Raw genomic sequence first — 22,680 nt, forward strand, 5'->3', positions numbered from 1 at the left:
CTCCTGTCAGTGTAAATTAAGTTGCTGAGTTGATATTTGGAATTCATTGAGCTTTTTAACGAATTCCTCATCCGTTGCAATGTGCAAAAACTCCTTTGCCTTACTGAGTACTTCGATAGTTTTTTCATATTCACGGCTAATATCTTTCACCATATCGTGTGCATCTGAGCTTATATGCTTATTTTTTGCCATTTGCTCCAGTTTTTCAACCAGTTTTGACATTTGCAAGGCACCCACAGAGGCGCTGCCTGACTTCAGATCATGGGCAGGCATGAGGAGACGCTCTACATCGTTGATACCCACCGCAGCTTCAATCTCTTTTATGTGCCGGGAAAACTTCTCTATGTACTTGTCGATAAATTCGGCCCCTTCGTCTTCCCACCACTGCCTTTCCTCAGCCAATACCCTGGCGTCAACAGACAAGGGTGCCGGCACGTTTGTATCCTCATCGGCACTCTTTTTTTGATTTATAGCAACTACTTTTTCTTCCGTGACTCTGTTGATTTCAGCGATAAGCTTATCGACCTTTATGGGCTTTGAGACGTACCCGTTCATTCCCGACTCCATGCACCTGTCAATATCACTTTTCATGGCATGGGCCGTTATCGCTATTATGGGAATATATGCACCACCCTCTTTTTCCCCTGCACGGATGATTTTCACTGCTTCAAAGCCGTCCATCTCTGGCATCTGTACGTCCATCAAGGCCAGATCAAAGGACTGTTCCTTCAACATCCTGACAGCATCCTTGCCGTTGTTTGCTATTGAGGTGTCATGTCCATACCTCTGGAGCATTTTTACTATTAACTTCTGATTTATCTCATTGTCTTCAGCTATAAGAATGTTAAACCTTTTTTTGTTTTCCCTGAGTTTATGACGGGTAAGCAGAGATGGTTTTGAATCCACTGAATGCTCCCCCATGACTCTCATGATAGCGTCCAGGAGTTCGGACTGTTTAATGGGTTTTATCAGGTAAGCGGAAATGCCAAGTTCCCTGCATCTGGCTGCATCTCCCCTCTGTCCTGAGGAGGTAAGCATTATTGTGGGAGGCCTTTTGTCCTTACATGTCTGTATGATCTTATTCACAAGGCCAAAACCATCCATATTCGGCATATTTGCATCGGTGAGTATGAGGTCAAATGCCCTGCCCTCATCTGTTATCGTTTCCAGTATTTTAAGTGCCGCCATGGCATCCTCTGCAAGAACGGGAACCATGCCCCAGTTTATGATAATATCCTTAAGAATACGTCTGTTTGTTGCATTATCATCTACAACCAGGATCGACAATCCCTTTAAATTGTCAAAGTTTTTTGGGCCCGGTTGCTTATGCGGCTCGGTCTGCACCCCGAAAATGGCCGTAAAATGAAAAACAGAACCCTTTCCAGGCTCGCTTTCTACGCTGATATCACCGTTCATCATCTCTGCAAGTTTGCGTGATATAGTCAACCCCAGGCCGGTGCCGCCGTATCTCCTGGTAGTTGAACCATCAGCCTGCGAAAATGACTCGAATATCTTTTCTCTTCTGTCCTGAGGGATACCAACACCGGTATCCTTTACGGAGAAACGCAGGCATATCTTATCATCCATATGGGATTGCGTTGTTACATCTACAATAATCTCTCCTTTTTCCGTGAATTTTATGGCATTGCCAACAAGATTTACTATGATTTGCCGTAGTCTTCCAGGATCGCCTATGATAAAGTCTGGCGTCTCCGGTGGTACTGAATAAGCCAGCTCAAGCCCTTTCTTATGCGCCCTCAGGGCAAGTGTCTTTAATGTATCGCCGATATTGTCACGCAGGCTGAAATCTATAGGCTCAAGCTCAAGCTTTCCAGCTTCGATCTTGGAGAAGTCCAGGATGTCGTTTATCACCCCCATGAGCGAGTCGGCAGACCTCTTTGCCATGTCAAGATACTCCCTTTGTTCATGGTTCATCTCCGTGTCATACATGAGTTCTGTCATTCCTATTATGCCGTTTAATGGAGTGCGTATTTCGTGGCTCATGTTGGCAAGAAATTCACTCTTTGCCCGACTTGCTTCCTCTGCAGTAACCCTGGCGCTATGCAGAGAGTCCATCATCCGGCTTATGCAGTCACTCAAAAACTCAAACTCAGATATGCCCCTATACTGCGGCCTTTCACCCTTTCTAACCGGACCGATAATCTTTTGCAGAGGGTTGTTTATTGTCATTTTCAAATAGTAGGCAAGCAAGAAAAATGCTGCCGCCAATATAATGCCGGTTATCCTGTAAGCTTTTTTTACCCTGTCCAATATAAAATCATACTCTTTTACATCTTTGATCAGTACGACTTGCCATTGCCAAGGCTCAAAATGAAAATGATAGGCATAAAAATCACCTTGTTTAAACCTCATTAGAATTATCTTGTTCTCTTGCGTTGTCTTGTCTGTAATCTCCATTGACTTGCCCGAAAGGCTCTCGGATACAAACAGTTCCTTGTCTTTCTCCATTACAACAGCCATCAGGTTATTCTGCCTCATATAGTCCTCGATTACTCCCAATGTCAGCATCTTATTGATTTTTACCTTGCTCTCGTCAGATGAAAGACCGGTCTTGACAAGCTCGTCTGTAGCTTTATTTGCAATGTTATATATGTCGTGTGATAGTCTTTCCATATCTTCTTTTATACTGCCTTCCGAAAAGTCAGTGATTGAACTCAGTACAAAGATGTAAAGACTCCCACCCATTAGTGCTATAAAAAAAACAATAGGCGCTATAATCCTGATAGAAAGAGTATTGGTTATTTTGTTTAAAAACCATCTCATATCAAGGCTCAAAACTGCGGATATCTATTCAAATACAGGTGTCGAAGTCATTAGCTCTTTTGGCCAGACGACTTCTTTTCTACCATTTTGCCATTGAATTGTAATGGTAAAGTGTTTTATCTGCATACCTGTGCTGTCAACACCATATTTTCCCAATATACTCATAGTGTTCATTTTTGATAACAGATGTCTTATTTTTTTTCTGTCAGTGGTCTTGGCCTTTGCGATAGCCGCCTCAAATATTTCACCCGCAGCATATGCCGTTGCAGCATGATATGAAGGAGGTGTCCCATAAGTGTTTATAAAGGCACGATAAAATTCCGTGCCGGCAGGCATATTTAAACTCTCATGATACTCCCACTGTGATGACGAAAAGGTATGATTTGCCTTCGTGCCCAGCTTGTCATAATATGCCTGAAGAACAGGGCCAACTGAGGCAAAATATGCCTTTGGGATCCACCGGACATTTTCCAGGGATAAGCGCATTGCTACCGCTTCGTTAAAGTGTCCGCATACGATAAGACCTTTTGCACCGGATGCCTTTGCCTCTGATGCTATATCATCGAGGTTTTCTTTTCCCTTTTTGAATTCCTTATATAAAGCGATACGCAGCCCAAACCTTTCAGCCCATTCCTTAGTGCCGGACGCTATACTCTTTGAGAATGTGTCATCAGCATAGACAATGGCAATGTCGGTTACACCTCCGCCGGCCGCCACCTCTAAAAAACCGACTGCATATCTGCTTGCAGGTATGAAAATACCAAAAACGTACTTATACCCCTGTTTCCATAATTCATCAGCCGATGCGCCTGAAACAAGTACCGGGTACTCGTATTTTTCCGTTATGGGAAGTATGGCCCCGGTTATACCGCTTGAATATGGGCCAAACAGAAGGTCCACCTTATCTTTTAGTATAAGGGTTTCGTAAAGCAATTTTGCGGTATCTTTAGTGTTATTGTCGTCATATACAATAATCTCAACGTTTCTTCCGAGTATTCCGCCGCGTTTATTGACATGTTTTTGCCAAAGCAGGAACCCTTTCTTTTGCATATCAGCCAGTTCGGCATCTTTTCCAGTTAAACCAAGCGTCACGCCAAACCTTATGGGCTCTGCCGCTGTTAAGCCCAACAGGGGTAACAGTAAAAACAATAATATGCGTATAAACAGTCTTAGCATTTAACTGTGTTTATGGTACTATAGTTACACCAATTGTGTCAACAGTACGTTAAAAGACCCAGGGCAATCGTATCCAGGAGAGAATGGGGGATTTGATTCCGGTTTTTTTCTGTATCCTGCTGACATAATTATCACGGAAGTTATGGTACAATAGATAGCAGAAATTTAAATGTGATGGAAAAGGTAAAGAAAAAACCATGTCCCGGTCGTATGGCATATGAGACCTTGGTAAAGGCCTTTGAGAAGCTGGATATAAGCAAGAAGGAGAGGGAACCTTGCTGGCAGGCCATGAAGTGCCCCTCGCAGACATATACGCGCTGTCCCGCCTATTTGCATGAGGCAGGCAGGAGATGTTGGCTGTTGGCGGGAACCTTTAGCGGCAAAGACCCCTACTGCATCTACTGCGTAACGGTCAGGGACTGCCGGGAGTGCAGGTTCTATAAACTGGTCAGGCAAAATCTCTGATCTCCACGATCTCTCCATCTTGTCTGCATAGCTCAATAGCGATTTTTTTCTAATGTGATAGTTCTGAGTCTTGCAGTTGCCGGTTGACAAATTATCCGGCTATCTGTTATAAATGTAGACTATAGGATTTTATAGATGAAATTAACTTACAGATTTATATCACTGGATATAAAGGGGGTGGATTTATGAAATTAGGGGTATTTGTCAGTCAGTACAGCAAAGACAATGATACCCTCAGCAGGCTGAAGGCTGAAAAGCTCGGAGTAATACTCGTACAAAACGGAGTGTACAACGCAGCCCTGAAGGAAGATGGCAAGTCCTCGCCGATCCTCAGTAAGAACGCTACGATATATGCGCTTTCTGAGGATTTGCAGTCACGGGGATTGAGTGTTGATAGTGTTGACAGCAAGGTCAAGGTAGTTGACTATGACGGTCTTGTTGATCTGATTTTCAATGAATATGAAAAGATAATTTGGCTATAGGAGAACGACAAATGAGCAAATTAACTATAGGCTGTTTTTCATCTCTTGTGGGGTCAATGACCACCGATTTTGTTGTAAAACTAGCCGAGGCAACCAGAAAGAAAGGCCATAACGTAGATATTTGGTTATCGGGAAATGGCACAATGCTTTCCAAGAAGGGGCAGCGCTCCTTTAAAGATTACTCGTCATTGGAGAAGACTATCAAGGACCTGGTTGCGGGCGGCGTTAACGTAACCGCATGTGAGGCCTGTGCCGAGGCCAGGGGATACCACAAGGAAGACCTCATCGATGGCTTTGGCAGAAAGAGTATGGACTGGTACCTTGCCAGTTGTTTCAGCGCCGACAGGGTATTGCACATAGGAGGTGAGTAATGGCGATAAAGAAAGTAGCCTTCGTGGTAGATAAGCTGCCATATAAGACGGAGACCTCGAGACTGGCATTGACTCACGCCATATCAAGTCAGACGGTGGAGATACACCTCGAAGAAGACGAAAATATCACCCCGGTGCTGGCGTTCATCGGGGAGGGCGTATTAAACTGTGTAAAGAACCAAAAGGCACCCGATATCTACGGTATAACGAGCATTGAGTCGCACATCAAAAATGCCCTGCTGACAGACATCAGGCTCCTCATCTGTGCCGAGGACGTCAAGCGATTTGGCCTCAGCAAGGATGCCCTCATCATGGACGCAGAGGACTTGGGTGCCGATATAGTTTCCGAAGTAGTACCCTTTGATGACATCATGGAAGAGATGAATACCTCTGACCATATATTATTTTTCTGATTCAGTTGAAAAGGAGGTCTTTTAAGATATGTCTGACTTGAGAAACGAGCAACCCAACGAGACCCTGGACGTCCTGGGGAGGGTGTGCCCATATCCGCTGGTGTTGACAAAGAAGAAGCTCGAAAAATTGCCCAGTGGCACCCTGTTAAAGGTGCTCTGTGACGCCCCGGCATCGGCTGAGGACTCCATACCAAAGTATGTCAATAAGGAAGGGCATGGCTTTGATTCGGTCAAGGTAGAAGATAAGGGACATTGGGAGTTATATATCAAGAAAAAGTAGCCCATAGATCACAGCAACATCAGGGTTGAAACACCGCAAGTGTGGGAGGCAGGGGTACATTTTTGAAGGGGTCAAGGGGGCTGGCCCCCTTGCAGGGGGTTCTGAAGGGGGGCGGAGGGGGTGAGGCACCCCTGCCACAAACCGCCCCTTTCTTTCTTGCCTTAAAGTATAGTTACCATGAAATATAAAGAGGATACCTAATTTTGGTGTTTTGACGGCGGACGGCGGGATATTATGATAGCAATTGTTGATTATGGAATGGGCAACCTCAGAAGCGTTGCCAAGGGGTTTGCCAAGGTTGGCGCCGAAGCGGTGGTAACCAGTACAGTTGGGGATATAGAAAACGCCTCCGGTGTGGTGTTGCCCGGAGTCGGGGCATTCAGGGATTGCATGGCCAATCTTGAGGGGTTATCGCTGGCAGAGGTCGTTGTGCGCTGCATAGAAAAGGGCAAGCCGTTTCTGGGCATATGCCTGGGGCTTCAGTTGTTGTTTACCGAGTCGGAGGAGTTTGGCCATTGCAAAGGGTTGAACGTATTTGACGGCAAGGTGGTGAGGTTTCCAGTAAACGACCTCAAGGTGCCACACATGGGATGGAACCGCGTCATGCCAACTAAACACACGCCCCTGCTCAATGGCATTGCCTCCGGTGACATCCCCGATGGCGGAGGGTATTTTTACTTTGTACATTCATTCTACGTAGCCCCCACGGATGAGTCTATCGTTGCCGCCACCACCCAATACGGCATAGAGTTTACGTCTATGGTTGCACGAGACAATATCTTTGCAATGCAGTTTCACCCGGAAAAAAGCCAGAAACTCGGTCTGGGTATATTGAAAAACTTTGCCGCCTTCGTAAAAAAAACCTGAGTTTTCAGAATGTCCCAGGGCAATCGCATTAGAAAATTTTATAAATTGTTATACTTAAATGACACAGGTTTTTTCAGGCATGATATAAGTACTTCAAGCTGATCCTCCGGGACATTCCTTTCGTCCTCTCTTAATACTTCAATGTATAGGGCTATTGCCTCCCTGATGTTTTCAATGGCATCCTGCCGTGTCCGTCCCTGGCTGATGCACCCCGGCAGACTTGGACATTCAACAACCCAATAGCCATCTTCACCCGGATATATAATAACCTTCCGCATGTTCTATTGTAACATAAGCACAGAATCTTTGTATCCTCATTTAAAAAGCAGGTTATTTTTTATTTCACGGTTAAACCCTCATGAATAGGGAGCATATTCACCCCCGCACATGAAAATGTATTTTCACGGTAAAAAGAGGCGGAGCCGCCCCTTTTTTTTTCTTACGGTCAAATGCTATTGCCCTGCATAGCGTATGTCAGTAACCTCAGAACCTCTCAAATTCACTGCCGTGCTCATCGTCCTCACCGCCCTTAATGGCAAGTGAAACGCCTCCTGTGCCTTTTTTATCCGTGCGCAGCTCTCTTGATTTAAAGCGAGGTTCCGGCCGTTCGACATCCTTCCTGGTAACGTGTGTAACCCTTGCCTTTTGCGTGGGAAGTGGTTTTCTCTGTACAGGGGCTTGGAATCTGGTATCATCGGCGGTCTTGAAAAACGATATGATGGATTGCAACTGTTCGGCCTGACTTGACAGCTCCTCGGAGGTCGAGGCCATCTCTTCGGAGGCTGAGGCGTTTTGCTGAATGACCTGGTCCAGTTGCTGGATGGCCTTGTTTATCTGATCGGCGCCGGAGTTTTGTTCAGTGCTTGCCGCGCTTATCTCCTGCACCAGTTCTGCGGTCTTCTGTACGTCGGGCAAGATGGTGGCCAGCATCTGTCCGGCCTTGTCGGCAACATCAACACTTGTGGATGCCTTTTGGGTAATCTCCCCGGCTGCAACCTGACTCCTTTCGGCCAACTGTCTGACCTCGGAGGCAACCACGGCAAACCCCTTGCCATGCTCCCCGGCACGGGCTGCTTCAATGGCAGCGTTGAGGGCGAGCAGGTTTGTCTGTCTGGCGATCTCCTCTATAATCGTTATCTTGCTAGCGATCTCCTTCATTGCCACTACGGTCTCTGCCACTGCCTTGCCGCCTTCCTGGGCATTGACGGCGGACTTTTGAGCCATCCGTTGGGTCTGTTGGGCATTGTCTGCGGTCTGCCTGATATTGGCCGTCATCTCCTCCATGGAGGCCGATGCCTCTTGGGCTGCAGCCGCCTGTTCGGTTGCACCCTGCGACAACTCCTGGGCACTGGCACTGAGTTGCGCACTGCCGGCTGATACGTTATCTGCTGCCGATTTTATCTCCGTCACCACGTCCGTCAATCTCTGAACCATCTGTCCCAAGGCCCTCATCAACTCGTCCTCTGCCGACCTCTCTTTTACCTCGACGACAAGGTTGCCACCGGCTATTTCCTTTGCTATACCGGTTATGTGGTTGCTTGCCTTTATCAGCACGTTGAGGTTACTCTTGATAACATTGAAGTCACCGTTATAGCTGTCGGTTATAGCATCGGGGATATCGCCCTTGCTGATCCGCTCGACATAGTTTGCTGCTACGTTTAACGGCCCAATCACGGCATCAAGGGTCTTGTTTACACCGTCAACGATCTTTCTGTAATCGCCACCGTGTTTTGTGACATCTGCCCTGGTTGCCAGCTTACCTGCTACCGCCGCCTCGACAAGGCTGTTGGCGTCGGATACGAGGGTATTGATGTTTGCTATGCAGGCATTGATATTGTTCTTGATGGCGTTGAAGTCGCCGTTGTATGTATCCGTAATAGCGGCAGGGATATCGCCCTTGCCGATCCGCTCGACGTAGTTGGCCGCCACGTTTAACGGCCCGATTACGGCATCAAGGGTCTTGTTTACACCATCAACGATCTCCCTGTAGCCGCCATTGAACTTTGAGGCATTGCCCCTGGTGGCAAGACTGCCATCAACCGCCGCCTTTGTCAGTGCCGCCATCTCTGCCACCAAATTGCGCAGGGTCTCAACAACCATGAGCATACTTTTGCTGAGTACGTCCTTGGCTGACTTTGCTTTAACCTCGACAGTCATATCCCCGGCGGCAATCTTTTCAGCCGCTGAGGCGGATTCACGTATGTTTTCTATAACAAGCCTTAACGAGTGAGCAAGTACCCCTATTTCGTCCTTTGTATCCTCAGCGATCTCTACATCCACGTCACCTACGGCCAACCTGTTGGCGGCATCGACCATTTTCTTCACCGGTCCGGAGATTAACCTGGCGATGACCATACCCAAGATGATGGCAACAAATACACCAACTGCCGTAAACGTGATGATCATCGTTGTTACCGTCCTGGCGTCTTTCTTGTTCCTGTCGTTTGCAGTACTGGCTGCTTTTTTGTTATTGTCAATGAGCTTATCCACTGCATCTTCTTGTACCCTGGCTGCCTTGAGCACCTCGGTTGCCACAACGTTGATTGCCTCGGTCTGTTTACCGGCAGATGTCAACTCAAATACTCTGTCCACAAGCGGCTTTAGCGCTGCTTTGGCATCAACGAGCTCCTTAAAGGCCGCCCTCTCTTCCGTGTCATCGGTTATTGTCTTTTCAAAATCCTTGGACAGTTTATCCGTCTCTTGCATCAGCTCCTTTATGGTACTGGAGAGCTTTAGCTTATCCTCCGTTTTTTCAGTAAGCAGCAAATCCCTCAGGTTAGTTTGAGCCATCTGGAACTTGTCATTGATATCGCCCATAATAGTAACCGGTATAAGCGATTCCTCATACATCACGTTACTTGCTTCGGCCAATTTTTGGACATAGGTAATGCCCAGATAACCTATGCCGCCCGCAATCATGGCCACCAGGATAAAGCCGGTTAATAATTTCGTACTGATCTTCAGGTCATAGAACCATTTCATAACAATCCTCCTATCTGTATTGTGTTTACATCGTTTATTATAACATTGTGGCAGGATTAAAAGGTATCCACCTAAAAAAGCATGGTAATAAGCAGAAGAGTATAAGTAGCTATAACAACAGAAGAAAAGAAGGAGGGCGGCGGAGCTTATTTTCCGCTCCAGGTCGCACCTGGCCCTCCTCAGACCTCCCCCGCAAGGGGAGGGGTGAGGCACCCCGGCCAGAAAGAAGTCCCCTTGACCCCATTATGCGCAGGCCTTGATTTTTAAACATTAATGATTATACTGTTTTACCGCATATGGCGCTGATCTCAGAATCTCTCAAATTCCCTGCTGTCATCATCGCCATGTTCATCGGTCTTAATGCCCAGGGAGACACCTATTCGTTTTTTTTCCGTATGTAGCTCTTTTTGCTTGGGATGAAGCTCCGGTCTTTCAGCGTCTTTTCTGGTAACGTGGGCAACCTTTGCCTTTTGTATGGGGATGGATTTCCTCTGTGTAGAGGCCGATGCCCTGGCATCGTCTGCGGTCTTGAAGAACGAAATGATCGACTGCAACTGTTCAGCCTGGCTTGACAGCTCCTCGGAGGTTGATGCCATCTCTTCGGAGGCGGAGGCGTTTTGCTGAATGACCTGATCAAGTTGTTGAATGGCCTTGTTGATCTGTTCGGCGCCGGAGTTTTGTTCAGCACTTGAGGCGGTTATCTCCTGCACCAGCTCTGCGGTCTTCTGTACGTCGGGCAATATGGTGGCCAGCATTTGTCCGGCCTTGTCGGCTACCTCGACACTGGTGGTGGCCTTTTTGGTAATCTCCCCGGCGGCCATCTGACTCCTTTCGGCCAACTGTCTAACCTCGGAGGCAACAACGGCAAAGCCCTTGCCATGCTCCCCGGCACGAGCGGCCTCGATGGCGGCGTTGAGGGCGAGTAGGTTTGTCTGTCTGGCGATCTCCTCTATGATCGTTATCTTGCCGGCTATCTCCTTCATTGCCACAACGGTCTCTGCCACCGCCTTGCCGCCTTCCCGGGCATTGGTAGCGGATTTTTCGGCCATACGTTGGGTCTGCTGGGCGTTGTCTGCGGTCTGCCGGATATTGGCCGTCATCTCCTCCATGGAGGCCGATGCCTCTTCTGCCGCAGCCGCCTGTTCGGTTGCACCTTGTGACAACTCCTGGGCACTGGCGCTGAGTTCCATGCTGCCGGCTGATACATTATCTGCGGCTGACTTTATCTCCGTCACCACGTCAGTCAGTCTCCGAACCATCTGCCCCAAGGCCCTCATCAACTCGTCCTCTGCCGACCTCTCACGTACCTCGATAACCAGATTGCCGTTGGCTATCTCCTTTGCTATCCCCGTTATGTGATTGCTTGCCTTTATCAGCACGTTGAGGTTGTTCTTGATGGTGTTGAAGTCGCCGTTGTAGCTGTCGGTTATAGCATCGGGGATATCGCCCTTGCTGATCCTGTCAACGTAGTTGGCTGCCACGTTTAACGGCCCTATTACGGCATCGAGGGTCTTGTTTACACCGTCAACGATCTTTCTGTAATCGCCGCCGTGCTTTGTGGCATCGGCCCTGGTTGCCAGTTTACCGGCCAATGCCGCCTCAACAAGGGTGTTGGCGTCGGATACGAGGGCATTGATGTTTGCTATGCAGACATTGAGGTTGTTCTTGATCAGATTGTACTGCCCCTTGTATTCTGACGTAATTGGCTGTGGAATGTTGCCCCTGGATATCTTGTCAACGTAATCTGCTGTCACCATCAGAGGGTTGACGATGTTGGTGATCGTGTCGTTGACACCGGAGACGAGCTTTTGCCAGCCGCCCACAAAGAGCTTGTCGTTGGCACGTTTGTCGAGTTCACCGTTGGCTGCGGCATTGATTATGGCATCCGTCTCTGCCAACAGCTCGCTCATCATCTTGACCATGTTGTTGAGATTGCCCTTGATGGTGTTGAAGTCGCCGTTGTACGTATCCGTAATCGCAGGCGGGATATCGCCCTTGCTGATCCTGTCAACGTAGTTGGCTGCCACGTTTAACGGCCCAATTACGGCATCGAGGGTCTTGTTTACACCCGTAACGATCTCTCTGTAGCCGCCGTTGAACTTTTCGGCGTTGCCCCTGGTGGCAAGCCTGCCCTCAACAGCCGCCTTTGTCAGCATTGCCGCCTCTGCCACCAGATTGCGCAGGGTCTCAACGACAAACTGCATGCTCTTGCCAAGCACGTCCTTATCCGATCTTACCTTGACCACGACACTGAGGTCGCCCCCGGCAATCTTCTCGGACGTTGAGGCGGACTCCCTTATGTTGTCTATAACAAATCTGAAGGCTTGAGCAAGCATTCCAACCTCATCCCTTGAGTTATACTCAACGTTGACACCTACATCGCCAACGGCAAGACCATCAGCCGCCTTGACCATAGCCTTTAACGGGTTGCTTATTGAACGCGATATAAACATACCCAACAGTATAGCTATGATAAACCCGATTATGGTTATGGCAATTACCATGTTTGTAACCTTATTGGCAAGGACAGTGTTTGAATCGGATGTCTCTTTCGCCTGTTTTACCTTGCTTTCCTGGAGGGCGTCTATTGCGCCCTGTTCTGCCTGGGCTGCCTTTTTCCCCTCATGTCTCATTAAAACTAAGGCATCTGCGTCTTTTCCTGCTGCATCAAGTTCTACGACTCTATCTATAACTGAGCTATATGCCTTCCTGGTATCTAAAAAATGGTTGAATAGTTTTTTCCCTTCTTCTGTGAAAATAGTTTTTTCAAACTCCGAGGATAGCTTGTCTATATTGTTTCTAAGTTCACTTATCTCTTTAAGCGCTTCGGCCTTCTCCTCTTTTGTTGTTGACTCCGCAAAATCTCTCAGATTTATCCTTACTCTTTGAAAATCCTGTGTTATTTCGGCAAGCTGACTTATCGGTATCGTAATTTTCTCATACAGGAATGTGTCGGCATCGTCCAATTTTTTGAGATTGACAATACTGAATACCCCTACTATTACTGTTATACACGCGACAAGTATAAAGCCGCCTACCAGCTTCGTTGCTGTTTTCATGTTGTAAAACCAACTCATAACATCCTCCTTTTGATATTCCTTGTTAGCTGTCTTTTTAAATTAGCCTTTACCTGATCCTAATTTGTGGTTCTTTCGTACTTCATAGGGGTAATTTTTTCTACCCTTGTCCAAGAACCCTCCCCTAACCCCTCCCATAAAGGGATGGGAATATAAAGAGCCAGAATATATATAGCATTCGATGTCCTCCCATCTTTTCGAGCCTCTTGCAAAGTTGTTGATAAGTTTAGACTCCACCCATTTTAATAGTAACACAACTTAATAGTAACTACAACCCATCTGAAAACACAACGTAGAAATCAAACAAAAACCAGCAGAGAGTAGGAATTTTTTTGCGTTTTATCTGTTTTACTCTTGCAATTGGATTATCTTATCATTTACTGTATTTGGTAGCGCTCCAGTCCGGTGTGGTCTCATCGCTTAAGCACAGTAACAATGCCATACTACGAAAATATAAAAGTGGCTTAAATACTGGCAACCACGGTTGATAGTGGTGTTACCATCGCACCTGCCCCTGCCACAAACCGCTCCTTTCTTTTTCCTTACGGTCAAATGCGATTGCCCTGGGTGTAAAGCATGGTTGTCAAATATCTGGGGGAAATGCTATCTTAGTAATTAATGACAGCGATGAATATTAACAGCGACGACAGAAGCCGGATTGCCTCCAACGTCTTCAGCGGGGAGCATGAATAAGAACCTCGTATCTATCCGGGATACCTCAACGGAGGATATAGAGCTGATCATAAATACGGCACTATCATTTAAAGAAGTACTCGGACGTGACATCAAAAAAGTCCCCACGCTCAGGGGTAAGACAGCCGTAAACCTCTTCTTCGAACCCTCCACCCGAACCAAGACTTCCTTTGAACTGGCACAAAAAAGACTCAGCACCGACGTCGTAAACTTCACCGTCCCAACCAGCAGCGTGGTCAAGGGGGAGAGCCTCTTTGATACCATCAGAACGATAGAAGCATACGGTGTTGACTTCATCATCATCCGGCACCAGTGCAGCGGTGTGCCATACATGGTGTCGCGCTTTGCCAGGGCGTCGATTATAAACGCCGGAGACGGTATCAACGAACACCCGACCCAGGCGCTCTTGGACGCATTCACGATCATCGAAAAAAAGGGCGCCATCGCCGGCCTTAAGATCGCCATCGTTGGTGACATCTTTCATAGCAGGGTAGCCAAGTCAAACATCTATTGCCTGACCAGACTTGGGGCACAGGTCAGACTGATTGCCCCAACCACGTTTTTGCCAAAGGGGATAGAAAGCCAGGGCGTTGATATCTGCAACGACCTCAACACCGGACTCAAGGGCGTTGACGTGGTCATGGTACTGAGGATACAAAAGGAGAGACAAGGCAGCGGTTTTTTCTCCACGGCTCAGGAGTATTTCCGGTTCTGGGGGGTAACGCACAAGGCACTGGCAGCCGCCACCCCCGATGCAATTGTGATGCACCCCGGCCCAATGAACCGCGGTGTGGAAATAGCCTCCGACGTTGCAGACAGCGCACATTCCGTCATCTATGACCAGGTCTTAAACGGACTCGCCATCAGAATGGCCGTCCTTTATCTGTTAAGCGGTGCAAGACCGTGAGGAACACAACAGGAGCTTTATTCTAAAATGGAGATAATCTTAAAAAACGGCCATATCGTTGACCCCTCATCGGGAGTTGACACCATGGGACATGTCGTAATACGGGACGATAAAATAGCGCAAATAGCCCCGCTTTCTGAAGAGCCGCAAATATCGCCACAGACTCAGGTAATTGATGTCGGTGGACTGTACGTATTTCCGGGGCTTATTGATATCCACGTCCACCTCAGAGAGCCGGGATACACACACAAGGAGACCATTGTCAGCGGCAGTCAGGCCGGAGTCAAAGGCGGCTTTACAACCCTGTGCTGTATGCCGAATACGAATCCGCCCAACGACAACGAAACCATTACCCAATACATTGTGCAAAAGGGACTCTCAGAGGGGACCTGTAACGTCCACCCCATCGGGGCAATAACCAAGAAGCAGGAGGGCAAGGAACTGACAGAGTTTGGCCTGATGAAGGCAGCCGGCTGTGTTGCCTTTTCCGACGACGGCAGACCGGTCACCAACTCCCTTCTCATGAGACGGGCGCTTGAGTACTCAACGACCTTTGATGTCCCCGTAATATCTCACGCCGAAGACGTCTGGCTCTCCGGGGATGGGGTGATGAACGAAGGGCAACTCTCAACGCTCCTGGGTCTGAGGGGGATACCGGCAGAGGCGGAGGTTATCATGATACGGCGCGACATAGAGCTGGCAGCCCTGACCGGTGGGAGGTTGCACATCGCACATGTCTCCACGGCGGGCGGGGTCAGGGCCATCAGAGAGGCAAAGGTCGCAGGGATCAACGTCACGGCTGAGACCACCCCGCACTATCTGCACATAACGGAGGACTGCGCAGATGGCTACAACACGCTGGCCAAGGTCAATCCCCCCCTGCGCACCAAAAAGGACGTTGATGCCATCAGAGAGGGCCTCTGTGACGGCACCATTGACTGCATCGCTACGGACCATGCACCACACCACAAGGACGACAAGGAGTGTGAGTTTGACGTGGCCGCATTTGGCATATCGGGGCTTGAGACCGCACTTGCCCTGGGACTGAAACTCGTACAGGAAGGGGTGCTGTCATTAAGCGCCTTGATCGAAAAAATGACCGTTAAACCATCCGACATCCTAAGGCTTGGCAAAGGTACCCTGAGGGAGGGTGCAGTGGCCGACGTCGTGGTGGTTGACATAGACAGGGAGTTTACGGTGGATATGAACAGCCTTGTATCAAAGGGCAGGAACACGCCATTTCACGGTTGGCAGCTCAGGGGACTCTGTGTGCTGACAATTGTTGGTGGTGCAATCAGGTACGACCAACTGCGGGGCAACCTATGAACAGGGTGTTGCTTGTACTTGCCGATGGTACGGTATTTGAAGGTGAGGCATTTGGGGCAGAGGGTGAGGCCGTTGGAGAAATCGTCTTTAATACCGCCATGAGCGGCTATCAGGAGATATTGACCGATCCATCCTACAAGGGACAGATCGTTACTATGACCTACACGCAGATAGGCAACTACGGCATCAACCCACAAGATGCGGAGTCGGTGGCAGGCCCCAAAGTGGAGGGCTTTATCGTAAAGGAGTCCTTTGGGCGCTGGAGCAACTGGCGCGGCAATCAGTCCATAGACGACTATCTGCGGCAACACAACATAGTGGCCATCAGCGGGATTGATACACGGGCGCTTACCGTACACCTGAGAACATCCGGGGCAATGATGGGCATAATCTCAACGCATGAAGCAGACCCACGGAGACTCTATCAACGTATAAAGGGACACCCCGGCATCGGCGGCATTGACCTGGTACAAGGCGTAACGGCGCGAAAACCTTACCGCTGGAGCGAACCGCTTTGGTCGCTCAATAGTAAACAGGATACTCCTACAGCAAATAAAAAGGTAGTAGTGTACGACTTTGGGGTAAAGCTCAACATCCTGCGCAGCCTTGTGAGTGTTGGCTTTGATGTGCAGGTGGTACCGGCTGCCACCAGTGCCGATGAGGTTTTAAAACTCGCACCCGATGCGATATTTCTCAGCAACGGCCCCGGCGACCCCGAGGCGGTTGGCTATGGCATAGAAAACGTAAGAAAACTCCTGGGCAAGAAACCAATCTTTGGGATATGCCTTGGACATCAGATACTGGGCCTTGCCCTTGGCGGCAGGACGTTTAAACTCAAGTTCGGTCATCACGGCGGCAATCACCCCGTCAAGGACCTCCAAACTGGCAGGGTTGAAATAACCTCACAAAACCACAACTACTGTGTCGATGTCAATAGCATCAGCAAAGAGGTCGAACTCACACACGTCAATCTCTATGACGGTACGGCTGAGGGCATGAGACACATGCACTTGCCGGTCTTTTCCGTGCAGTATCACCCCGAAGCCGGCCCCGGCCCTAACGACTCACGGTATCTCTTTCAGCGCTTCAGAGACCTTGTGGGGTAAGGTGGCATCGTGGATAGTAAGACAGGGTATACCCGGTTGTCAAGGGCGATAGGCTGTGTTTGTTGCTGCATCCTGCACATGCTTAAACGTAGAAACCTCCAAAGAGTTCATTTACGTCTATCTCCAACCCTTCAATAACCCTGGACCTTACAACCCCTTCTCCCTCGGCTGAAGAAAATAGTTCGTATGCGTCTCCTTCAATGGTCAGTATCTCAATAGTCTCCAGTTCGGGGATGACTATCCAGTATTCAGGCACTTTATAGTGTTCATATATCGCTTTCTTTGTAAGAGTGTCTTTAGCAACCGACCCCCTGGAGACAATCTCACACACCATGTCAGGCACACCACGTATCCAGTCCTGAAAGATACCCATATTCTCTTTCCTGATAAACAAGATGTCAGGCTGTAACCTTTGCTGCCCTTCCTCAAGGATCACGTCAAGCGGGGCATTGTAGACCTTCCCTGTCTTGTTGCTTTCCAGGTGCAAGATTATTTTTCTCACTATCCTTATACTAATATCCTGATGCTTTCCAAACGGACTAGGTCCCATAACCTCCACCCCATTGATAATCTCAGTTAAATCAAAGTCCCTCTCCAATGTCTGTGCCTTCATAATGGTATTATACCACAAGCTATTATGATTTTCAAACGCCTTGACAATAATCTCCAAGTTGTGGTATGGTATAAAATGTAGTATTGTCAAAACAAGTAAATAATATCGACGACTGTTTAATTACTCCGGGCCTGAAGAATAAGCAGTGGGGCTGATAGCAAGATAATGCTAAAATATAACAAGGGATGGCATATTAATGGCAATTATTTCAATGTTTTATGGCATAATTGTTTCTCTGTATTTTCTTGATAACAGACAGCATAAATTGCCACATATTCATGTTCGTTATCAGGGGCATGAAGCCGTATTTTCCATTCCGGACGGAAATTTGATAGACGGGGAAATACCCCAAAACAAGGTTCGGCTCGTTCAGGCGTGGATAGAAATACATAAAGAGGACTTGATGGCAGACTGGGAACTTGCTTCATCAGGGCAGGAAATATTCAAGATAGAACCTCTCAGATAATCAAGAGGCTAAAATGAATCCGAGAGTTACAGAAGTTCATCCAAGAGAGGATTATACCTTGACACTTGTATTTGATAATAATGAAGAGAGAGTCTTTGATGTTAAACCATATCTGAATAAAGGCATTTTCAAACAATTAAATGACATCCGTATCTTTAATTCCGTAAAACCATTCCTTGGCAGTATTCAATGGATGAATGGATTGGATTTTTGTCCAGACACGTTATATTTAGAAAGCAAAACACCCGAAGAATTTTCCTAATGCCGTGCAAAAAAACTTCATACCTTTGATTGCTTCCTAATGGTATCCTCTTTAAATTCCATGGTAACTATACTGTAAGACAAGAAAGAAAGGGGCTGCTCCGCCTCCCTTCAGAACCCCCTGCAAGGAGAGGGGCGAGGCGCCCCGCCCGGAAAGAAGTCCCCTTGACCCCTCTTCCTACACAATTGTAGCATTGGTTACAATTCTGAATGATACCCGTATCCTGATCTCCTGTTTCTATCAGATATTGCCGCTGGCACGATATTAGCTACAGGACAAATAAAAAGACAGGAGGCTCCATGAAGACAGTAGTAAGAAAGAACCCCCTTGGTTTGTCCTGGCGCGTGTTTATAATACTTGGCATAGCCGTGGTTATCTTAGTGCCGCTTATCCCATTGGGAGTAAGGTCTGCCTGGGTTTATACCAGTACGCCGGAGTTCTGTGTTTCATGCCACATGATGACAACGCAGTACAGCAACTGGTCTCACTCGGCTCACAGGAACTGGGCCACTTGCAGCGATTGCCACCTGCCTCAACAGAGTCTCACACTGAAGGTCGCTGCCAAGGTCAGGGAGGGAATCTACCACGGGTATGCGTACATGTTGGATAAAGACGCCACGTCTATCAGAATTTCAAGGCTTGGCGGCAAGTCCGTGATGAGTAACTGCATACGGTGTCACGGGGAACTCGTTCAAGGCGTCCATAAAGACAACAGAAATTGCTGGCAATGCCATATAGGGCTTGCACACGGATACTAATCTAATTAAGGAGGAACGACTTATGAGACAACTACTGATGTTTACGCTAATTGTTGTTTTTACAATTGGCTGCACGCGACAACCAAGTACACCCACATCGGCCATTACAATTGCGGACGATGAAAAGGACCCCGCCATATGGGGAAGAAAATACCCGAACCAGTTTGACAGCTATCGCAAGAACTCGGAGCCTCAAAAGGGCTACAGCAAGTACAGGGACGACAACGCATGTCGTTTAAGCCCGTGGCCGTTCCAACTGGTGCTCCTTGAGGGATGGGGCATGGGGGTTGAGTACAACGAACCAAACGGGCATACGGAGATGCTCAGGGATCAGTTGAAGATTGACGCTTCCCGGTATAAAGCCGGCGGTGTATGCCTGAGCTGTAAATCCCCTTTTGCGGCTGAACTTATGGCTACAATGAAGGGTGATTACTACAGACAGCCATACAACGACGTGATCAAGAATATACCGGAAAGGCACAGACAGATGGGTCTGGTCTGTGCGGATTGCCACGACGCCGCCACCATGGATCTGAAGATAAAACGTCCAGCCCTGATAGAGGCCCTCAAGGCAATCGGCAAAGATACGGATAAACTCACACGCCAGGAGATGCGCAGCCTGGTCTGTGCACAATGCCACGTTGACTACAAGGTTACAAAAGACAGCGAGGGGAAGTCAAGTGGCCTGTTGTACCCGTGGAAGAACGGCAAATGGGGAGATATCACAATAGAAGCCGTAATAAAGCAAATAAAGGACGAGGGCCTCCTGGAGTGGAAACACAAGGTCACGGATCAAAAGATCGGACATATACGGCATCCTGAGTTTGAGCTGTTTTCCTCTGCCGGCAGCGTGCATTGGGCAGCCGGGGTTGCCTGTGCGGATTGTCACATGCCGTATGAGCGTGTGGGGAGCGAAAAGATGTCCTCACACAGGTGGGAGAGTCCGTTGAAAAAGGACATGAGGGCGTGCATGCAGTGCCATAAGCAACAGCCTCAATGGTTAAAGCAACAGGTACTAAATATCCAGGACAGGGTAAATCACGCATTTACAAAGGCAGGTTACGAGTTGGCCACTGCCGCCCTCACAATCGAGGCAGCAAATGGTACGCCCGGCATTGACAAGACGCAACTGCAAAAGGCCAAGGACATCTACGCGGAAGGATACTACCGCAGCACGTGGATAGGGGCTGAAAACAGCATGGGGTTTCATAACCCGCCAGAGGCATTACGTGTGCTTGGGGATGCCCTGGATCAGGGACACCGGGCGACCCTGCTTGCCAGAGAGGCAATTCTGAAAGCCGGGTCAATCCCACCTGACCTGGATATGGAAAAAATAGATGCAATAGTGGCCAAAAGATATGGCAGCAAGGACGGAAAGACCGGCTTCAAACCAGATGTAAAAAAGAAGGCAGCGTTAATAGTACATTAAAGGTGCCGCAAGTAAGGGGTCAAGGGGACTTCTTCATGGCCGGGGTGCCTCACCCCTCCCCTTGCAGGGGGTTCTGAGGGGGGGCAGAGCCGCCCCTTTCTCTCTCTTTCTTCTCTTACAGAGTATGGAGGTTTTTGAGATATGCAAAGACGACTTATAGCGACGATAACAGTGCTTATTGTATCAATGATGTTGAAGCCATATGTTAGCTGGGCCGACCTGCCCTATATACAGGTGCCAGGCAGTTTTCGCGTTGATACCGGTGACACGGCATGGATGTTGTTTTCAACTGCCCTTGTAATGCTGATGGTACCGGGACTGGCCTTCTTCTACGGTGGACTGGTCAGGAGAAAGAACGTCCTGGGGACTATCATTGAGGGTTTTGCGGTTCTGTGTGTGATCAGTGTGGTGTGGGTGTTGTGGGGATACTCGCTGAGTTTTGGCGGGGATATAAGCGGATTCATCGGCGGTGGTGATTTTCTTGCCCTCTTGGATGTCGGACAAACCCCCATGCAAAGGGCGCCGTCATTGCCGCACTACGTACCGATGGCATTTCAGGGGATGGTTGCAGTGGTAACCGTGGTACTGATAACGGGTGCATTGGTTGAGCGGATGAGGTTCTCTGCCCTGTTGCTCTTTGCGGTGTGTTGGCATACGCTGGTGTACTGTACGGTGGTACATTGGGTGTGGGGCGGGGGATGGCTTGGCGGTACGCTTGGGGCACTTGATTTTGCCGGCGGCATCGTTGTAAATATAAGTGCAGGGGCAGCCGCTGTTGCCGCCCTGATGGTTATCGGCAGGCGTCAGGGGTACGGAGTAAGCGGTATGACGCCGCATAACCTGCCAATGGCGATCACGGGTGCAGCGTTACTGTGGTTTGGATGGTTTGGGTTTAACGCAGGCAGTGCCCTCAGGGCCGGGGCAACGGCGTCTGTTGCGTTGATGACCACCAATACGGCTGCTTCAGTTGGGGCGCTCACCTGGATGACCCTGGAGTGGCTGCACGCAGGCAAACCAACGGCACTGGGTATCATATCGGGTGCAGTGACGGGACTCGTTGCCATCACTCCAGCCGCAGGGTATGTCACCCTCGGTCCGGCAATGATTATAGGAACGGTTGCCGGTGTGCTTTGCTACGTGGCTGTAAACCTCAAACACAGGTTACATTATGATGACTCACTTGACATCATCGGTATACACGTGGTTGGTGGGATGTGGGGGGTATTGGCAACGGGCCTTTTTGCCTCAACAGCGGTCAACGCTGAGGTCATAGACGGGTTGTTTTATGGCAATCCGCCGCTTCTTGCCATACAATCGATAGCGGCTGTCACCGTCTTTGTCTTTGTCCTGGTATCAACGTTGTTGCTATTAAAGGCCATAAACTGTATAATAAAGTTACGCGTTGAAGCCGAAGAAGAGATTACAGGGCTTGATCAGTCACAACACGGAGAGAGCGCATACAGGCTGTGAAGAGATGAAAACAAAACGAATTTTTAAGTTTGACGGTCCCGGGCGGCATCGTGGATAACGAGCCAAGTTATCGCCTTGAGATCGATGGTGATATTCTGCGTCTTGAGACGGGGTCGTTTCAGACACACAAGGGCAGCGTGCTCCACAGCGGTGTCTACAACCGGGAACTGTCCAGCCTCTTTGTCAGCGGGGGGGTAACGATGGCCTGGCTCACGCTTGTGGCATCAATGCACTGGTCGGGATATATACACTTTGTCATCAGCGCCGTGTTGTTTATGCTCTGCTACCCGCTGTGCAGGGCATACGTCTTTAGTGAATCCCTCCTGCAGGCTATCATCGACAAGAGAGAAGACCTCATACTGCTCACCAGACCGATGCTCATTGGAAGCCGTAAGAGCAGGATGCGGCTTTCCAACCTCAGAGACATCCGCATAGAGCACATCGTCACGCAACCACACAACCCCGACGGTGCGGCCTTTGTCCAGAAGATCGCCTCACATCACGGGGCACCGATCCCAGGCCTTGGGCAGACAGAACACTACGATGCCGTTGTGTTGTCCTTTGACGCGGAGCAACTGATCATATTTTCATCAACGCAGAGGGCTGAGTCGGAGGCACTGTTAGCGCAAATCGAAGGATTCCTGCACCCGAATAGATAGGTTAATTGTGAAATTCGTTGTCCTTATGCTATCATAATAAAATGTTTAGTCCTGAAGAATAAAAACAATACTTGAGGCGGATGCAGTGCATGTG

Annotated in this window: 20 protein-coding genes and 3 pseudogenes; 15 read left to right on the forward strand and 8 right to left on the reverse strand. The window is 48.7% G+C overall.

The window, feature by feature from the left end; genetic code table 11:
* Window positions 1-6: 6 nt before the first annotated feature.
* Entirely contained in the window at window positions 7-2,634 is a 2,628-nt protein-coding gene (locus tag Mcas_RS17295) for a response regulator (protein ID WP_156032991.1), read from the reverse strand.
* A 174-nt stretch (window positions 2,635-2,808) separates the two neighbouring features.
* Window positions 2,809-3,960, reverse strand: a complete 1,152-nt coding sequence (locus Mcas_RS01310) for an amino acid ABC transporter substrate-binding protein (protein WP_040333587.1) — start codon at window positions 3,958-3,960, stop codon at window positions 2,809-2,811.
* A gap of 174 nt (window positions 3,961-4,134) precedes the next feature.
* Here Mcas_RS01310 and Mcas_RS01315 point away from each other — a divergent pair, with 174 nt between their 5' ends.
* From Mcas_RS01315 to hisH, 6 genes are all read left to right on the forward strand, one after another.
* Window positions 4,135-4,425: a two-CW domain-containing protein gene (locus tag Mcas_RS01315; RefSeq protein ID WP_040333588.1), complete on the forward strand. Its 291-nt coding sequence runs from the start codon at window positions 4,135-4,137 to the stop codon at window positions 4,423-4,425.
* Window positions 4,426-4,610: 185 nt separating this feature from the next.
* On the forward strand, window positions 4,611-4,907 hold the full coding sequence (gene tusB, locus Mcas_RS01320) for a sulfurtransferase complex subunit TusB (protein WP_052566674.1): 297 nt from the start codon (window positions 4,611-4,613) through the stop codon (window positions 4,905-4,907).
* Between the two features lie 11 nt (window positions 4,908-4,918).
* Window positions 4,919-5,278: a DsrE family protein gene (locus Mcas_RS01325; RefSeq protein ID WP_040333590.1), complete on the forward strand. Its 360-nt coding sequence runs from the start codon at window positions 4,919-4,921 to the stop codon at window positions 5,276-5,278.
* Complete coding sequence (locus Mcas_RS01330) at window positions 5,278-5,691, forward strand: DsrE family protein (protein WP_040333591.1); 414 nt, start codon at window positions 5,278-5,280, stop codon at window positions 5,689-5,691. Before Mcas_RS01325 ends, Mcas_RS01330 begins: the two co-directional genes overlap by 1 nt.
* Window positions 5,692-5,719: 28 nt before the next feature.
* Window positions 5,720-5,971, forward strand: coding sequence for a sulfurtransferase TusA family protein (locus tag Mcas_RS01335; RefSeq protein WP_040333593.1), 252 nt, complete (start codon window positions 5,720-5,722; stop codon window positions 5,969-5,971).
* Window positions 5,972-6,205: 234 nt separating this feature from the next.
* On the forward strand, window positions 6,206-6,838 hold the full coding sequence (hisH, locus tag Mcas_RS01340) for an imidazole glycerol phosphate synthase subunit HisH (protein ID WP_040333594.1): 633 nt from the start codon (window positions 6,206-6,208) through the stop codon (window positions 6,836-6,838).
* Window positions 6,839-6,876: 38 nt separating this feature from the next.
* On the opposite strand, the gene Mcas_RS01345 is transcribed toward hisH, so the two are convergent.
* From Mcas_RS01345 to Mcas_RS19390, 5 genes and pseudogenes are all read right to left on the reverse strand, one after another.
* Window positions 6,877-7,116: a type II toxin-antitoxin system HicB family antitoxin gene (locus Mcas_RS01345; RefSeq protein ID WP_052566675.1), complete on the reverse strand. Its 240-nt coding sequence runs from the start codon at window positions 7,114-7,116 to the stop codon at window positions 6,877-6,879.
* A gap of 205 nt (window positions 7,117-7,321) precedes the next feature.
* A pseudogene (locus tag Mcas_RS17300) lies at window positions 7,322-9,262 on the reverse strand (methyl-accepting chemotaxis protein); the annotation flags it as partial.
* Between the two features lie 15 nt (window positions 9,263-9,277).
* Window positions 9,278-9,820: pseudogene (locus tag Mcas_RS19385) on the reverse strand (MCP four helix bundle domain-containing protein); the annotation flags it as partial.
* A 308-nt stretch (window positions 9,821-10,128) separates the two neighbouring features.
* A complete protein-coding gene (locus Mcas_RS01355; protein WP_435050987.1) occupies window positions 10,129-11,976 on the reverse strand; it encodes a methyl-accepting chemotaxis protein in 1,848 nt (615 codons plus the stop codon).
* Window positions 11,977-12,123: 147 nt separating this feature from the next.
* Window positions 12,124-12,897 (reverse strand): annotated as a pseudogene (locus tag Mcas_RS19390) (MCP four helix bundle domain-containing protein); the annotation flags it as partial.
* Between the two features lie 685 nt (window positions 12,898-13,582).
* Here Mcas_RS19390 and Mcas_RS01360 point away from each other — a divergent pair.
* The 3 genes from Mcas_RS01360 to carA are packed head-to-tail and all read left to right on the forward strand — an operon-like array spanning window position 13,583 to window position 16,929.
* Window positions 13,583-14,497, forward strand: coding sequence for an aspartate carbamoyltransferase catalytic subunit (locus Mcas_RS01360; RefSeq protein ID WP_040333600.1), 915 nt, complete (start codon window positions 13,583-13,585; stop codon window positions 14,495-14,497).
* A gap of 27 nt (window positions 14,498-14,524) precedes the next feature.
* Window positions 14,525-15,823, forward strand: a complete 1,299-nt coding sequence (locus tag Mcas_RS01365) for a dihydroorotase (protein WP_040333602.1) — start codon at window positions 14,525-14,527, stop codon at window positions 15,821-15,823.
* On the forward strand, window positions 15,820-16,929 hold the full coding sequence (gene carA / locus Mcas_RS01370; RefSeq protein WP_040333604.1) for a glutamine-hydrolyzing carbamoyl-phosphate synthase small subunit: 1,110 nt from the start codon (window positions 15,820-15,822) through the stop codon (window positions 16,927-16,929). Before Mcas_RS01365 ends, carA begins: the two co-directional genes overlap by 4 nt.
* An 82-nt stretch (window positions 16,930-17,011) precedes the next feature.
* On the opposite strand, the gene Mcas_RS01375 is transcribed toward carA, so the two are convergent.
* Window positions 17,012-17,542, reverse strand: a complete 531-nt coding sequence (locus tag Mcas_RS01375; RefSeq protein WP_040333677.1) for a Uma2 family endonuclease — start codon at window positions 17,540-17,542, stop codon at window positions 17,012-17,014.
* 196 nt (window positions 17,543-17,738) lie between these two features.
* Between Mcas_RS01375 and Mcas_RS01380 the strand changes: the two genes are divergently transcribed.
* The 6 genes from Mcas_RS01380 to Mcas_RS01405 all read left to right on the forward strand — a co-directional run bounded on the left by Mcas_RS01380 (window position 17,739) and on the right by Mcas_RS01405 (window position 22,586).
* Window positions 17,739-18,008 (forward strand): DUF4160 domain-containing protein, encoded by a 270-nt coding sequence (locus tag Mcas_RS01380; protein WP_040333606.1) that lies wholly within the window; start codon window positions 17,739-17,741, stop codon window positions 18,006-18,008.
* A gap of 13 nt (window positions 18,009-18,021) precedes the next feature.
* The gene (locus Mcas_RS01385; RefSeq protein ID WP_040333608.1) at window positions 18,022-18,270 is read left to right on the forward strand and encodes a DUF2442 domain-containing protein; all 249 of its coding nucleotides are present in this window, start codon (window positions 18,022-18,024) and stop codon (window positions 18,268-18,270) included.
* A 299-nt stretch (window positions 18,271-18,569) separates the two neighbouring features.
* Window positions 18,570-19,028: a cytochrome c3 family protein gene (locus Mcas_RS01390; protein ID WP_052566677.1), complete on the forward strand. Its 459-nt coding sequence runs from the start codon at window positions 18,570-18,572 to the stop codon at window positions 19,026-19,028.
* Window positions 19,029-19,050: 22 nt separating this feature from the next.
* Window positions 19,051-20,457, forward strand: a complete 1,407-nt coding sequence (locus Mcas_RS01395) for an ammonia-forming cytochrome c nitrite reductase subunit c552 (RefSeq protein WP_040333610.1) — start codon at window positions 19,051-19,053, stop codon at window positions 20,455-20,457.
* 141 nt (window positions 20,458-20,598) lie between these two features.
* A complete protein-coding gene (locus tag Mcas_RS01400; protein WP_081853512.1) occupies window positions 20,599-21,927 on the forward strand; it encodes an ammonium transporter in 1,329 nt (442 codons plus the stop codon).
* A 50-nt stretch (window positions 21,928-21,977) separates the two neighbouring features.
* Entirely contained in the window at window positions 21,978-22,586 is a 609-nt protein-coding gene (locus Mcas_RS01405) for a hypothetical protein (RefSeq protein ID WP_156032993.1), read from the forward strand.
* The last annotated feature ends 94 nt before the right edge of the window (window positions 22,587-22,680 follow it).

Origin of the sequence: Candidatus Magnetobacterium casense, from assembly GCF_000714715.1 — a bacterium.
GTDB lineage: Bacteria > Nitrospirota > Thermodesulfovibrionia > Thermodesulfovibrionales > Magnetobacteriaceae > Magnetobacterium > Magnetobacterium casense.